Raw genomic sequence first — 14,135 nt, 5'->3', positions numbered from 1 at the left:
ATTGCAGGCCGAATGACACCGATCTCAGCGGCTGGCAGTTCGGACCTTCCTCGGAGACGGAACGAATGGAAGTGAAACTTCGCTTCACACGGTGGGACAGGCGTCGAATGTTCCTCGCGCCGCTCCGCTTGCCGACGGAGCATGCGTAAGCTCAGGTTCACCCAGCACCCTCAAACAACCAACTTTCCTCCGCTGAAAGGAGAAAATATAGAAACCCTCTCTGGAAAAATCGCGCTCGTCACCGGCGCAGCAGGTGGACTTGGCTCGCCGATCGGACCTTGGGCCCGATCGGCTACTATGTCGGCCAAGTGAGCGACGACAAGCCGACCGCTTTCTATGGAGGCGCGATCAAAGGGCAGTTTCCCCCAACGCCAGCGATGCCAACGCCGATCCGCTCGCTCCGATGTGGGGGCGCAGCCGCGGGACTCGGTTTTCAAAATAGGAGATCAGCATGAATAAGATAACGGTCGCCGGTAGTGGTGTTCTCGGCAGTCAGATCGCCTTCCAGACTGCATACCATGGCTACGCCGTAGCACTTTACGACATCAGCGATGCAGTCCTTGAGAAAGCGCGGGCCACGCTCAGGAGCCTCGGGAAGCGCTACGAAACGGACATCGAGGCAACGCAAAATGATATCGATGCCGCCATGGGGCGGATTGCAATGACCACCGATCTAGGTACCGCACTCGCCGATGCCGATCTACTTATCGAGGCGATCCCTGAGTTAATCGCCATCAAGATGGAATTCTACGGAAGGGCTGGCAGCCTCGCTCCCGCAAAGACGATCTTTGCGACCAACACCTCCACGCTCCTGCCGAGCCAGCTTGCGGATGCCACCGGACGCTCCGCTAGGTTTCTGGCGTTGCACTTCGCCAATGAAATCTGGAAGAGAAACATCGCTGAAGTGATGGGTCATGCCGGAACCGATCGTGACGCCTTTGATGCCGTGATCGCCTTCGCGAAGTCGATCGGGATGGTTGCCCTGCCGATCCACAAGGAACAGCCAGGCTATCTCACCAATTCAGTACTGATACCCTGGATCATCGCGTCATTGAAGCTATGGGCCGACGACGTGGCGGACTTTAAGACGATTGACAGAAGCTGGCGGATTGGATCGGGATCCACCTTCGTGCCCTTCGCGGTCATGGACATGGTCGGGTTGAACACAGCCTATAATACCTTCAGCACTATGGCTGAGGCACAAAAAGACCAACTGCTCGCCAAGGTCGCACAGCGACTCAAGGCTGAGTTCATCGACAAGGGCAGGCTGGGAGTCGCAACCGGCGAAGGGTTTTATGAGTACCCCGATCCGGAGTTTCTTGCTCCCGGTTTTCTATCCTGACCCCCGAAGAGACATCCGAGCGCAGGGTTTGCATCCGCCGTCCATCTCCTGCGCGACTATCAATCACCAGCGAATCCGGTTCTCTCGCCACGATCCGACGCGTCCAGTTCACGTCGGTCGGCAACGACGGTTTGCCACCACGCGCGAAGAACGTCCATGCATCGCCCATCGCCTTGGCGACGACTGCGTGTCCCCGCCAATTGAAGGGCGTGTTTACCTTGATGGGGTCGAACTTGTGTCGCGGCTCCGAATATTGCCCCCCTTTCGGCTTCCAACATGCACCCCGGCTCCTCATTGCGCTAATTCGAAATGCATCCTGGCGCTTACTGCATACCGGGCGGGGTCAGTGTTGGACGCCGGTCGTGGAGGCAAAAGCTGCGCCGATCCACGGCCCTTATGATACGAACGGTGTGGCTCGAGGGCTTACAGTGAGCCCGATTACCCTAAACGACTATCGAAGCCTGGCTCAACGTCGCGCAACTTCGGTGCAGACCCTCATGTGACCTTTCCTCGCGCCCTATTTGCCGCAGCCCACTGACGCTCAATTTCCTTCACCGTGTTTTTCATGCGCGGCAGATACTTCTCCGCAGCGGCCTCTGGCGTCATCGAGGACGAGAAGAAGATCAGGCTCAGACTGCAGAGAACCGGACCGCCACCGGGAACGGCCAAAGCGATGGCGCTGATGCCGGCTTCAGGCCCGCCAACTGACGATGCGTAGCCATCCTTTCTCGTCTGCAGAAGAATGTCCTCAATGAAGCGACGATCCTTCGCCAGTTCGGCATCCTCGTCGACGAGCGAGGCGGTTAGGTTGAGGTATTCATTCGGACACAGTCGATGCGACACGCGAATGTTCCTGCGCATGGCCTGACACGTTCCAATGCTGTCCACATGTATTGGACGGTCACGCAGATACTTGCTCACCACACGAGTAATGGCTGCAATTTGATGCCGGGGGACTTTCTCGGTTCGGGCACGATCTCCGGTCCGGACCGAGACAGCCGCGGCAGTTTGCTGGAGGCGACCGAGGGCGGTCGTGTGCCGACCCGCCTCCTGTCCGGAGAGGAGCGAATATTTTTGGAAGACGGTGATTAGATCGTGCTGAGTGCGCAAGCGCGGCGGGATGGCTTCGTCCCAATTGGGTTTGGCGAATGCCGAGCGACCGTTTAGCCGGCCTGGCGATAGAACCCATGAAGCTGTACGGTACTGGCGCTCCACCTCTTCCTATCGCTTACGCATAGCGCTCGCGTTGAAGGGCATCGAGGCGGAGCAGGCTTTCGTACATCTCGTCCGAGGTGAGCAGCACGCAGAGGCTTATCGCGCGCTCAACCCGCAAGCCGGGTACCAGCGCTCGTTCTCGAAGACAGAACGGCGCTGACGCAATCACCAGCAATCATCGAATATCTCGAGGAAATTGCTCCGGATCAGCCGTTGTTGCCGAAAGATCCTGTTGCCAGAGCGAAAGCCCGCGCAGTGGCAGCCATTGTAGGGTGCGACGTGCACCCTTTGCACAATGTCGGCCCCCTGAATCATCTGCGGATGATGTTTGGTTGAGCCGAACCGGAAGTGGCAAACTCGAGCCAAATGGATCGAACTCGGCCTCACCGCTATCGGGGGGTTGATTGGAGATGAAGATTACTGTTTTACCTCCGAACCCGGGCTGGCGGAGATTTATCTCGTTCCGCAGCTATACGTCGCTCGCCGCTTTCAGATGGCGTTGGGGGAATATCCTAAAATCCTCAGGGTCGAGAAGCTTGCCATACAACATGACGCGTTTCGCGGCGCGCATCGTCCGATGGCCCCGGAGTAGGCCGCTGAGCATTGTTAGAATCGAAACATTGGAAGCGAAATACGTTCTAAAGGTCGAGTTTGAGAATCCTTGATTGGGATCGCGAACAGCACACGGCGATCACTTCATTCGAGGCTTTCTCGGTATCGGTCAGCACCATATCACGGTGGTCCGGACGGCCCTCGATGACCTTTGCGACACAGGTTCCGCATACACCGGTTTGACATGCCGTCTCCACTTCAATGCCAGCGCGTTGAAGAGCAGACAGTATCGTTTCGGTACAGCCAACCTCGATTGACAGGCCGGAGCGAGTTGCAACAACGGTGAAGGGAGAACCGGTCGTGTCGATTTCCGCTCCGAAATGCTCTTGGTGAAAGCGCTCTTTCGTCACGCCGACACGGCGCGCTGCTTCTTCAATGAACGCCATATATCCGCGCGGTCCGCAAACGTAGACATGGCAATCGCTGCTCGCTGAACGCAGGATATCCTCCGCATCGAGAAGCTTTCCGTCCTGTTCATCGTCGATATGGAGGACGATCTTGTCGCGGAACGGCAAAGCGTCGAGTTCTCTCGCAAATGGAACCCGCGAACGTGAACGCGCGGAAATATGCCACGTAAGCGAGCGGCCCAATTCGTTTAGACGCCAAGCCATTGCCAGCAACGGCGTCAATCCTATCCCGCCGGAAAAGAGCAGGATGGAATTCGCGTCCTCATTCAGCGGGAAATGGTTACGGGGTATGCCGATCTGGATCTTTGAGCCGACTTGATACTTCCGGTGAATTTCGACGGAGCCCCCGCGCGATTCAGCTTCTTTCTGTACTGCAATCCGATACGTCTTCTCGCCGACACGCCCGGTCAAAGAATACTGACGTACGAGACCTGAACGAACGTGCAGGTCGATATGCGCCCCAGGGGTCCATACGGGAAGGGCCGTGTCTCCATCAGCCGCAAAAGCCAGGGAGATAATACCGTCTCCAATCTCGCTGCGCTCGACGACGCGCGCCTGGATGAGTTGAGAGCGAGCCTGCCGCGGCTGTGCGCGATCGGATTTCGGTGTCACGGTCCTGGCTCCGCGCTCAAATCGAGCAGGAAGCGATTTGAAGGCATAGATCGTGTTGTTCAGGGCGACCGTCGGTTCGCCGGTGTGTATCCGCTCCACCCGAGGCACCATCGCTTTCAGTAGGGCGACCATTTCGAGTTGCGCCAGGTGCATTCCGACGCACATATGGATTCCGCTTCCGAATCCAAGATGTCGCTTTGGATTTCGGGTCACGCGGAACGTATCCGGTTCGTCGAACACACGCTCGTCTCGATTGGCGGATGCATAAAGCACCATGACGCGTGCGCCCTGTTCGACTGTGTGGTCACCGACTTGAATATCTCGCGTTGCATGCCGTGAGAATGATCGGATAGGCGCACCGAGCCGCACGGCTTCGTTGACCGCGTTCGTGAGCAGATCAGGCCGCTCCCGCAGACTGTTCCACTCGCCTGGATTCTTGGATAGTTGCCAGATAAGTTGGCCGGTCGCCGATATCGTGGTGTCGAGGCTGGGATTGATGTAGTCTCGAATGCAGAACGGTGCGAGTTCGGCGGAAAGAGCGCCATCGTCGACCAGTTCGTGTATTCGACGTGTCCAGCTTCCTTCCTTTAGGTCGCTTCGCTTTGCATGCTTGCTGATGAACTCGCGCTGCTCGAGAAAGATGCGGAGCGCTTCCTGACCACGGGGGTTTTGAATTCCCAAGAGATCGAAGGCCGCGCCACCCCAGCGCAGCATGTTCTCTTTTCCGAAGTCGGGAAGACCAACCAGGTCGCGAACGACGGTAAGCGGAAGATGGGACGCGAGATCCGTCATCACATCGAAGTCACCCTGTTCGATGAGCCGGTCGATGAGATCTTCCGCCAAGGCTTCGATCAGCGGCCGTACCTCTTCTAGCGCGCCTGGTAAAAGTGGCGCCGCCATTGCGGAGCGGATGGCGCTGTGTCGCTCCCCATCGGAGGCGATCGAATTCCCCTGCATCAGATCGCACGCAGTCTTATCGGCCGCGACCCCGCGGCCGCTGCAGAAGGTCTCAGGATCTCGAAGACAGTCTGCGACCTCCTGATATCGGGTCAGCGCGTAATTGCCGTGTCGCGGCAGCCATACGAGTGGTCCCAGCTTCCGCATAGCAACATAGTGCGGCCATGGTTCGCGGATGAATTCGTCCGAATAAAAATCGACGTCATAGCTGGGAGCGGACATTTGTTTCCTCTTCCGTCGAGTCTTGCGCGCTGACGGGCGAGCGGCGGATCGTCATCTTCCGGCGCTTCGAGGCTCTGGAATACGGCCCCGTTGCGTCGTAGTCTGTCATTATGATTGATGACAGATCGTCGAAGGACCCGGAGCAGGACGCCCTCGCGCACTGCATCCTGGCCATTGGGACGCCGACATTCTACCGCGCGTTGCTGCGATTTGGTCAGGTTGTATGCGGATTCGAGCACCTCAGCGTTTTCGGGTTCACGCCTACGTTCGAGCCTCGCATTGCAGTTCTCGAAGGGCTGGATGATCCGAGCATCACCAGCCTATCCGCGCAGTCTTATATGGGGTTCGGCTACCATAGCTTTGATCCGGCGCCCGCGCGAATACGCGAACTGGGACAGGCCGCCGACGCGCCAGCCGTTTTGTCATTATGGGCGCGCGACATCAAAGACGCTGCATATCGTCGCGGAATCTACGAAAAGTGGGGGCTCGATGGCCGCGTATCACTCATCGGTAGGGCTGGCGGACAATGGCGTTCCGTCAACTTCTACAAGCACGTGCAGAAGGGTGGGCTGACGGACGAGGATGTCGTAGCTCTGACAAAGAGAGCTCAGGTGTTGTTTGCCGCCGAAACGCGGCATCTTGGCTTGAGCGATCGACAGTCATCGCCAATCGGTGCCACCGTTCCATCACTCGACTTGCTTCAAAGCCTTCTGATGACGATAGCGCCCACGCTGAGCCCGCGCGAAACGGAAGTCTGCGCGCGAGCGCTGCAGGGGATGACGGGAGAGGGTACCGCGCTCGATCTAAAGATTAGCGATACGACGGTCGCGACTCTCAGGCGACGGGCATACGCAAAGCTTCATATTTCAAATCTAAATGAGTTATTCGCGCTCTGCTTGTCGGCGGCTGCCCAGAGTGCACGGCGCGAAAACGATACGGTATAGCGGCCTTCGATGTTCGGACGATCGTGACCGAGCTCGGGGAACGCGTAGCTAGTCTGACGCCGACCCGTTACCGCCCGAGAGAGTCGTGGCTGTGTCGACGACGATCTGCGCGAGCGCCTTTTCAGAAATTGGAGGCGGGCGCGATGACGAATACGCAAGGACCAAGCTGCCTAAGGCGGTTCGATCGCGGTCGAAGACGGGAGCGGCAATTCCCGTTACATCCGGATCAAGTTCGTTTCGGGAGATGTAGTATCCCCGACGGCGGGTTTCCTGAAGAAGCGCTTTGAATTCATCCCAGTTGGCGGCAATACGTTTCAAGTCTGGATCGCCTTCGTGCCGTTCAAAGATTCGTTTGAGCTGGCGGCGATCGAGCACCGACAGAATGGCGCGCGCCTGGGAGCCGCGAAAGAGCGGCATCGGCCGACCTCTCGTGAAAATCAAATCGAGCGGTTCCCGACCGACTGCGTGAAAAACGTTCACGATGGTTTCGTTGTAAATATTACAAAGAAGGACATTGCAGCCGGTTGTTTCCGCGAGACGTCGCAGGACGTCTTCGCTCGCGTGCAAGATCGGATCGCACGACCGGATGATGAATTCGAGTTCAATCACCTTCGGTCCCAGAACGTATAGCCCCGCTCGGCGTGACAGCAGGCCGGACTCGCAGAGTTCTCCCAAATAGCGATAGGCGGTCGGTTCGCTCGCTCCAATCAACTGAGCCACTTCTTCGACCGTGAGAGCGGGCCGGCTGACCGAAAAGGCGTTGAGAACGAGGGACATACGCCTCAGCACCGAAGCCTCTCCCGGCCTTGGCGACACCCCGCGTGCGGTTTTTAAATCGTCAGGTTTCGACATATTTATCATATAACGAGGGAATTGACGTTATAGTAGGACTAGGATAGCAGATTTATCACTAATCGCGAAAACGCCGCAACGACGGCCATACGGGAGGGGTTACCATGAAATTCATTGCACGCCTTTCTGCTGCGCTTACCGCAATGGTATGGGCCTCGGCAGCATTCGCCGATATCAGCATCGGCGTCATCCTGTCTTTGACCGGTCCTGCGGCCTCTCTTGGTATCCCGGAGCGAAACACGGTTGAATTGTGGCCCAAGGAGATCGCCGGCCACAAAATCAATGTCACGATCCTCGACGACGCCTCCGATCCGGGTGCAGCGACAACAGCCGCCCGCAAGCTCACCGCGGAAAACAAGGTCGACGTGATTGTGGGTCCTTCGATCACGCCCACATCGCTGGCCATCATGCAAGTGGCGGAGGAGACGGGTACGCCCGTCCTTACCCTCGCAGGCGGCGGCCCCATTATCGAGCCGATGACCGGACCGCGCCGCTGGATGTTCAAGATGCCGCCCAGCGAGGTCATTCCGCTTCAGATGATTCTCGACGACATGCGGAGATCCAAGAAGACCAAACTCGCCATTGTGGCGGTAGGCAGCGCTTACGGCCAAACGTTTCTCGATGTCGCGAAAAGCCTTGTTGAGAAATACGGTGTTTCGATCACGGTAACGGAACGCTTCAACCCAACGGATCCCAGCTTTGCTTCGCAGGCGTTGAAGATCCTGGCTGCGGCACCGGATGCCGTCTTTATCGCAGCAACAGGAACACCCGGAGCGACTCCGCAAATCGAACTCAAGCGACGCGGATTTGTCGGGGCAATATATCAAACACAGGCGATCGCCAATGCCGACTTTTTACGGGTCGGTGGAAAAGAGGTTGAGGGAGCGCTGCTTCCAGTGTCGCCGCTGCTTGTTGCGGAGCAACTGCCAGATACGAACTCGGTAAAGGCCGCGGCGCTCAATTACCTGAAAATGTACGAGGGCAAGTTTGGCCCGCGGTCTCGCTCGCTCTTCGGCGGGATGGCATGGGATTCACACCTTTTCATCCAGGCCGCGCTGAAAGATGGCTCGGTGAAGGTCGCTCCGGGTACTCCGGAATTCCGCACGGCACTACGGGATCGCCTTGAGCAGATCAAGGACCTCGTCGTGACGCAAGGCGTCTACACCCTGTCTCCGACGGATCATAACGGTGCTGACGGCCGTAGTCAGGTGATGGTCCGGATCGAAAATGGCGGCTGGCGCTACGTCGAGCCCAAGTGATCCCCGTCCAATCCTAGACGATCAAAGGTGTTTTGTAGTGGAAAGCACGGTTCCCAATTTTGTGCATACGACACATCCTGTCACCGTTCCGCCGCTGGTAAATGGCCGGGAAATCGCACGGCGGCCGGTGCTGATAGCCGGTGGCGGTCCTGTGGGCCTTGCGGTTGCGCTTGCTCTCGCAAGCCGCGGGATTGCGGTCCTCGTCGTCGAGGCAGATCAAACGGTATGTGCCGGCAGCCGAGCCATCTGCCTGTCCCGTCGTACGCTCGAAATCCTTGAACGTTTGGGCGCTCTTACGCCGTTTCAGGAAAAAGGCCTGCCTTGGATGGGTGGACGAAGTTTCCACCGGTCCGATGAAGTACTTCACTTCACCATGCCGAACGACAGGGATCAGCGGCTCGCGCCGATGACGAATTTGCAGCAGTACTATATCGAGCAATTCCTGCTCGATGCCGCTGCCAAATGCGATCCTAATCTTCTCGAAGTAAGGTGGGGGACGCGCGTCGACGGGCTGCATCAGGGCCGGGATGGCGTGGTCGTCGAACTTGCCACCGATACGGTCTCGTATGCGACCGAATGCGACTTCCTGGTTGCATGCGACGGGGCGCGAAGTCGGGTGCGACAAGCCGTCGGACTCCGGATGAACGGTACGTCGTACGAGGGCCGATACGTCATCGTCGATATCGAGATCGATCTCGATCTTCCCACCGAGCGGTTGGCTTGGTTCGATCCGCCCAGCAATCCTGGTCGCACCATGCTGATGCACAAGCAGCCGGACAATATCTGGCGGCTCGACTATCAGCTTCATCCCACGGAAGATTCGGAGGAGATGATCCGCGAAGACAAGGTGACGCCCGTCGTTGCCGCGCATCTTGAGATGATAGGAATTGACCGCCCGTGGCGACTGATCTGGACCAGCATGTACCGCGCGGCCGCAGTGTCTCTGGATAGCTACCGAAGCGATCGCGTTGTTTTCGCCGGTGATGCGGCTCATCTGGTTCCCATCTTCGGAGTCAGAGGACTGAACAGCGGCTTTGACGATGCCTTCAATCTCGGTTGGAAGCTTGCGAGCGTCATTGCGGGATGTTCGCCCGACACGATTCTCGACACTTACAGCGAGGAACGTCGGCGCGCGTGGGAAGTAAACGTGACTAGTGCAATGAAGAGCACCGAATTCATGGCGCCGCCATCGCGCGGCTACGAGTTGATGCGAGACGCGGTGCTCTCGTTGGCCAAGGATCATCCCGCGATTGCGACGCTGATCGATCCCCGCCAATCCGCCCCGATCGCCTACGAAGGGTCGCGTTTGAACACCGTTACACGTGACGAAGGCTCGTTCAACGCCGGGCCTCGACCGGGCTCACCTCCCTTGGAGTGCCCGCTCATCGTCAACGGGAAGAAATGCTACCTTACCAGCGTTCTCGGCAGCGATTTCACGCTGGTTTGGACTGGCGAAGGTGATTTGCCGTCGATGGTAACGAACGAACTGCATTGCGCGATCAATCGGGGCCTATCTGTCGTTCTGCTTACGATCGGAGCAGCCAGGCTCTTGTCGGGGACCGCCGGTCAATTGCAGACCTTGCACGCGGAGGTCGTCGAAGGGCGTTTCACGGAACTGTATGACGCGGCTCCTTCTGCCGCGTATCTGTTCAGGCCGGACGGGCATGTCTGCGCGCGCTGGCGCACTATGCGACCGGGTGATCTATCCAACGCAATTGATACCGCGCTGGGCTGCGGAAAGGCCGAACGATCATGACTGTTTGGAGCCGGGATGAGCGCGAACGCGCTTACACGAACCTTTGTGATGCCGTGACGGCGGCTGGTGAAGACGGAGAGTCGTTGTTCCTTGCGCGTCTTTGCCTCTTGCTGATGGAAAAGCTTGGCGACACCGAAAGGTTCGAAGGAATACTCGCACAAGCCCAACTCCAACCTGGCAAAGGTCTCAGTCGGAGCGCTCCGGAATGAACGGCAACATAGCGCTGCTTCTGATTCAGGATGGCCTTACCGTCGGCGCGATTTACGCACTCCTGGCGGTGGCCCTCGTCCTGGTATTTACGGTAACGAGAATCATCTTCATCCCACAGGGTGAATTCGTTTCGTTCGGTGCTCTGACGCTCGCCGCATTGCAGACGGGGCAGGTGCCCAAGACGATATGGCTTCTGATCGCTCTCGCCTGTCTGGTCGCGGTTCGAGATTCCATTCGGTGTATTCGCTCGGGTGAGGGATTGCGTGCCGCGCGCGGCATTCTCGTGAATGTCGTGGCATCGTTTGTGGTCTGTGGCCTCGTATACGTGCTGGCGCCTCTCCAGCTTCCGCTTTGGGCGAATGCGATCATATCGGTCGTGGTCGTCGTGTTCATCGGTACCACGCTTTACCGACTGGCGTTCGAGCCCCTTCAGAGTGCCAGCATCCTGGTTCTGCTGATCGCAGCGGTCGGAGTTCATCTCGCCCTTACGGGCCTTGGCCTGGCTATGTTCGGGGCGGAGGGTTCCAGAACGCCGCCGATGTTCGATTTTCAAGGCCAGCTCGGTCCGCTGCAAATCGGTGGCCAAAGCATCGCGATCTTCGCATCGGCAACTGTCGCGATGGCAGCGCTATCCTTCTTTTTCGGCGCGACCCTCGGTGGAAAGGCCCTAAGGGCCACCGCAGCAAATCGCGTGGGGGCACGTCTGCTCGGCATACGAACGGCGCGGGCTGGCACACTTGCATTCGGCCTAGCCGCCGCACTCGGCGCGGCATCCGGCGTGCTGATCTCTCCGCTCTCCACGATCTACTACGATACCGGATTTCTAATAGGTCTGAAGGGATTCATTGCGGCGGTGATCGGGGGCCTGGTGAGTTATCCCGTTGCGGCCGTGGGAGCGCTTGTCATCGGATTGCTTGAGGGTTTTACGACTTTCGAAACGAGCAAACTCAAGGACGTCATCGTCTTTGCGCTCATCCTGCCCGTCCTTTTGCTTGTGTCGTTCACGCATCGTAGCAGCGGTGAGGAGCAAAACAATTGATCAGATCGTTTCGAAAAGTCGGTCTTGAAACGTACGGCATTCTTGCGCTTGCCGGCATCACGGTTGTCGTGCCGTTTCTGCCCATTTCGGAGTTCTGGGTAACGCTCGGCAATTATATTGGCATTTCCGCGCTTGTGGCGATCGGTCTGGTTCTTCTTACGGGTGCCGCCGGCATCACCTCATTTGGCCAGGCTGCGTTCGTCGGCATCGGTGCATACACGACGGCCTACCTGACGACGGCACATGATGCGTCGGCTTGGCTCGGTCTCATTGCAGGACTTTGCGCCACGGGCGCCACGGCCGTCGTGCTCGGTGAACTTACAATGCGATTGTCCGGGCATTTTCTTCCCCTCGGCACCTTGGCATGGGGACTGGCTTTGTATTTTCTGGCCGGAAATCTTGATTTCCTGGGCGGATACGACGGGATGACCGGAATTCCGCCCATCCAATTGGGTCCGATCGCGCTTGATAAGGGACGACGCATATTCTGGCTGATATGGGCAATCGTGCTGATTGCGATCATCATCACCGGAAACCTGATGCGGTCGCGTTCCGGTCGGGCCCTCCGGGCCCTTAAGGAAAGCGGAGCGCTTGCCGAGTCGATGGGCGTGAATACCGCTCGCGAAAAGCTCAAGGTCTTTGTCACTGCCGCCTTGCTCGCGAGCGTCGCCGGCTGGTTGTTTGCCCATATGCAGCGAACGGTGAACCCGACACCGTTTTCGGCGATGGCGAGCATCGAATACCTGTTGATGGCCGTCATCGGCGGATTAGGCTCCGTTTGGGGTGGATTGATCGGAGCAGCAGCAGTCTTGATTCTGAAAGACTTGCTTCAGAGAGTGCTGCCGATCCTTTCTGCGCCGATCGGCACATATGAGATCGTGGTTTTCGGTGCGATCCTCGTAATCTTGCTGCAGTATTCATCGCACGGAATATGGGGTCTGGTAGTTCGGTTCGCTCGGCGGCAGATCAAGCCACAAGGCGTTGTCCCGGACACTTCCCAGAGTGAACTCGATCACCGGAACAAGCCGGGAGTTGGTGAGCCGATCCTTCAAATTGACGCTGTCCGTCGGACGTTCGGCGGTCTGGTCGCAGTCAATGATGTGAGCTTCGAGGTTCGCGCCGGCGAGATCGTCGGATTGATCGGTCCCAACGGCGCCGGAAAGAGCACGCTCTTCAACCTGGTTTCCGGAGCGTTGGCGCCGGTCAGCGGAGCGGTGGCGTTGCTCGGAGACCGCACATATAGACGCGGTGCACGGCAGGTTGCCGCTGTCGGTGTCGCGCGTTCCTTTCAGCATGTGAAAATGGATGCTGAGATGACGGTGCTCGAGAATGTCGCGCTGGGAGCCCACCTTCGGGGGAACAAGGGCCATTTGAGCGCCATGTTGGGCCTCGACCGGAGGGAAGAACGCGCAATCAACATGGAAGCACGGCGACAGTTGAATTTGCTCGGGCTTGGGGATTTCGAAGGGCGCCCCGCCGGGGCTCTCGCTCTCGGGCAGCAACGCTTGATGGAGATTGCGCGCGCTCTTGCGTCCGATCCGATCCTCCTGCTCCTCGATGAACCGGCTGCGGGCCTGCGCCACGCCGAGAAGCAGGAGTTGGCGACCGTGCTGAGCCGCTTACGCGCGGGAGGACTGGCGATCCTGCTCGTTGAGCACGACATGGAACTGGTGATGGGCCTTGCCGACCGGCTGATCGTGCTCGACTTTGGCACCAAGATTGCCGAGGGCGTTCCAAATGACGTGCGTCGCGAGCCGCGCGTTCTAGAGGCATATCTCGGGAGCGTCGCGTGACCGTCAATCTCCTTAGCTTGCAAGATGTCACGGTCAAGTACGGCCAGATCGAAGCCGTCCATCGAGCGACGCTTGATGTTCCGGCTGGTGCGATTACGAGCGTGATTGGACCCAACGGAGCGGGGAAGAGCACAACCCTGAGCGCTATTTCTGGACTCCTTCGTTGCACTGGAAATCTCAACTTCGACGGCCAGGAACTCCGGCATCAAACGGTGGAAGATCGCGTTGACGCGGGACTGATCTTTGTACCGGAACGGCGCGAGTTGTTCACGTCGATGACGGTGGCGGATAACCTTCAGCTCGGAAGCTATCGATTCCGGCGGGAGGCGTCACGACAGCGGACGGTGGATTTGGAAGTCGTATACGCGTTGTTCCCACGACTGCGAGAACGCCGAGCACAACTTGCCGGTACATTATCCGGCGGCGAACGCCAGATGCTCGCGATCGGCCGAGCCCTGATGTGTCGCCCGAAGCTGCTCATGCTCGATGAACCCAGCTTGGGCCTTGCTCCCCGGATCGTGAAGGAAGTTTTTCAAATCATCAGCCAGCTGCGTGCGAACGGAGTAGCCGTTCTGCTTGTCGAGCAGAACGCGAGAGCGGCACTTGAGATCGCGGATACCGCCTATGTCCTCGAGAGAGGAGCGATCGTTATGAATGGGCCGGCTCGAACATTGGCGGCGGACCCTAAGCTTATCGAGACCTACTTGGGGCTTCCTGCCGCAACGAAATGATAATTTTGCGCTTAGGTAATGGGGACGCGAAGCTGCCTTCTAGGCAAATAGACCACGTCCGTGTCGTCAATGGGGATGACATACTGAAAGGCTGGGACGGTATAGCTTGAATGTCCATTTGCAGTGGCGCTCCCCACTTAAGGCGGAAGGCGCGGAAATTCCAATTTCTAGAACGGTCAGCCGC

At 58.2% G+C, this 14,135-nt stretch carries 13 protein-coding genes and 1 pseudogene; 11 read left to right on the top strand and 3 right to left on the bottom strand.

Features of this window, described 5'->3' with window-relative positions:
- The first annotated feature begins 451 nt into the window (after positions 1 to 451).
- Positions 452 to 1,342 (top strand): 3-hydroxyacyl-CoA dehydrogenase, encoded by an 891-nt coding sequence (locus tag B2W55_RS07885; RefSeq protein ID WP_210421973.1) that lies wholly within the window; start codon positions 452 to 454, stop codon positions 1,340 to 1,342.
- A 495-nt stretch (positions 1,343 to 1,837) separates the two neighbouring features.
- Here B2W55_RS07885 and B2W55_RS07880 read toward each other — a convergent pair whose 3' ends face one another.
- On the bottom strand, positions 1,838 to 2,185 hold the full coding sequence (locus B2W55_RS07880) for an IclR family transcriptional regulator C-terminal domain-containing protein (protein WP_168200185.1): 348 nt from the start codon (positions 2,183 to 2,185) through the stop codon (positions 1,838 to 1,840).
- Between B2W55_RS07880 and B2W55_RS07875 the strand changes: the two genes are divergently transcribed.
- The 4 genes and pseudogenes from B2W55_RS07875 to B2W55_RS07860 all read left to right on the top strand — a co-directional run bounded on the left by B2W55_RS07875 (position 2,177) and on the right by B2W55_RS07860 (position 3,149).
- Complete coding sequence (locus tag B2W55_RS07875) at positions 2,177 to 2,434, top strand: fumarylacetoacetate hydrolase family protein (RefSeq protein WP_256372043.1); 258 nt, start codon at positions 2,177 to 2,179, stop codon at positions 2,432 to 2,434. The two genes, B2W55_RS07880 and B2W55_RS07875, sit on opposite strands and share 9 nt — an antisense overlap.
- A gap of 28 nt (positions 2,435 to 2,462) precedes the next feature.
- The gene (locus B2W55_RS07870) at positions 2,463 to 2,717 is read left to right on the top strand and encodes a hypothetical protein (RefSeq protein WP_244442325.1); all 255 of its coding nucleotides are present in this window, start codon (positions 2,463 to 2,465) and stop codon (positions 2,715 to 2,717) included.
- Positions 2,699 to 2,893, top strand: a pseudogene (locus tag B2W55_RS07865) (maleylacetoacetate isomerase); the annotation flags it as partial. The gene B2W55_RS07870 and the pseudogene B2W55_RS07865, both read left to right, overlap by 19 nt.
- Entirely contained in the window at positions 2,886 to 3,149 is a 264-nt protein-coding gene (locus B2W55_RS07860; RefSeq protein ID WP_244442322.1) for a hypothetical protein, read from the top strand. The pseudogene B2W55_RS07865 and the gene B2W55_RS07860, both read left to right, overlap by 8 nt.
- A 46-nt stretch (positions 3,150 to 3,195) precedes the next feature.
- On the opposite strand, the gene B2W55_RS07855 is transcribed toward B2W55_RS07860, so the two are convergent.
- A complete protein-coding gene (locus B2W55_RS07855) occupies positions 3,196 to 5,367 on the bottom strand; it encodes a cytochrome P450/oxidoreductase (RefSeq protein ID WP_081725991.1) in 2,172 nt (723 codons plus the stop codon).
- 110 nt (positions 5,368 to 5,477) lie between these two features.
- Between B2W55_RS07855 and B2W55_RS07850 the strand changes: the two genes are divergently transcribed.
- Positions 5,478 to 6,311 (top strand): helix-turn-helix domain-containing protein, encoded by an 834-nt coding sequence (locus B2W55_RS07850; RefSeq protein ID WP_024584483.1) that lies wholly within the window; start codon positions 5,478 to 5,480, stop codon positions 6,309 to 6,311.
- Between the two features lie 48 nt (positions 6,312 to 6,359).
- Here the strand turns inward: B2W55_RS07850 and B2W55_RS07845 are convergent, their stop codons facing one another.
- The gene (locus B2W55_RS07845) at positions 6,360 to 7,088 is read right to left on the bottom strand and encodes an IclR family transcriptional regulator (protein WP_024584482.1); all 729 of its coding nucleotides are present in this window, start codon (positions 7,086 to 7,088) and stop codon (positions 6,360 to 6,362) included.
- Positions 7,089 to 7,267: 179 nt separating this feature from the next.
- Between B2W55_RS07845 and B2W55_RS07840 the strand changes: the two genes are divergently transcribed.
- From B2W55_RS07840 to B2W55_RS07820, 5 genes are all read left to right on the top strand, one after another.
- Positions 7,268 to 8,422, top strand: coding sequence for an ABC transporter substrate-binding protein (locus tag B2W55_RS07840; RefSeq protein WP_024584481.1), 1,155 nt, complete (start codon positions 7,268 to 7,270; stop codon positions 8,420 to 8,422).
- A 37-nt stretch (positions 8,423 to 8,459) separates the two neighbouring features.
- Positions 8,460 to 10,178, top strand: a complete 1,719-nt coding sequence (locus B2W55_RS07835) for an FAD-dependent monooxygenase (RefSeq protein ID WP_051404373.1) — start codon at positions 8,460 to 8,462, stop codon at positions 10,176 to 10,178.
- 205 nt (positions 10,179 to 10,383) lie between these two features.
- A complete protein-coding gene (locus tag B2W55_RS07830; RefSeq protein ID WP_024584478.1) occupies positions 10,384 to 11,427 on the top strand; it encodes a branched-chain amino acid ABC transporter permease in 1,044 nt (347 codons plus the stop codon).
- Entirely contained in the window at positions 11,424 to 13,220 is a 1,797-nt protein-coding gene (locus B2W55_RS07825) for an ABC transporter permease subunit (protein ID WP_024584477.1), read from the top strand. Before B2W55_RS07830 ends, B2W55_RS07825 begins: the two co-directional genes overlap by 4 nt.
- Positions 13,217 to 13,951 carry an ABC transporter ATP-binding protein gene (locus B2W55_RS07820; protein WP_024584476.1) on the top strand — a complete coding sequence of 245 codons (735 nt, stop codon included), beginning with the start codon at positions 13,217 to 13,219 and terminating at the stop codon, positions 13,949 to 13,951. The genes B2W55_RS07825 and B2W55_RS07820 overlap by 4 nt, the downstream gene beginning before the upstream one ends.
- Positions 13,952 to 14,135: the final 184 nt, after the last annotated feature.

This window comes from Bradyrhizobium sp. UBA2491, from assembly GCF_002341725.1.
Classification (GTDB): domain Bacteria; phylum Pseudomonadota; class Alphaproteobacteria; order Rhizobiales; family Xanthobacteraceae; genus Bradyrhizobium.
Note: the sequence above shows the minus strand (reverse complement) of the source record. Positions and strands in the feature narration are given on the sequence as shown.

Bases quoted from the DNA above. Each gene is read 5' to 3' on its own strand.
- B2W55_RS07845 (WP_024584482.1), bottom strand. From the start codon at position 7,088: ATGTCCCTCGTTCTCAACGCCTTTTCGGTCAGCCGGCCCGCTCTCACG.
- B2W55_RS07870 (WP_244442325.1), top strand. From the start codon at position 2,463: ATGGCTTCGTCCCAATTGGGTTTGGCGAATGCCGAGCGACCGTTTAGC.
- B2W55_RS07875 (WP_256372043.1), top strand. From the start codon at position 2,177: ATGCGACACGCGAATGTTCCTGCGCATGGCCTGACACGTTCCAATGCT.
- B2W55_RS07840 (WP_024584481.1), top strand. From the start codon at position 7,268: ATGAAATTCATTGCACGCCTTTCTGCTGCGCTTACCGCAATGGTATGG.
- B2W55_RS07855 (WP_081725991.1), bottom strand. From the start codon at position 5,367: ATGTCCGCTCCCAGCTATGACGTCGATTTTTATTCGGACGAATTCATC.
- B2W55_RS07885 (WP_210421973.1), top strand. From the start codon at position 452: ATGAATAAGATAACGGTCGCCGGTAGTGGTGTTCTCGGCAGTCAGATC.
- B2W55_RS07830 (WP_024584478.1), top strand. From the start codon at position 10,384: ATGAACGGCAACATAGCGCTGCTTCTGATTCAGGATGGCCTTACCGTC.
- B2W55_RS07850 (WP_024584483.1), top strand. From the start codon at position 5,478: ATGATTGATGACAGATCGTCGAAGGACCCGGAGCAGGACGCCCTCGCG.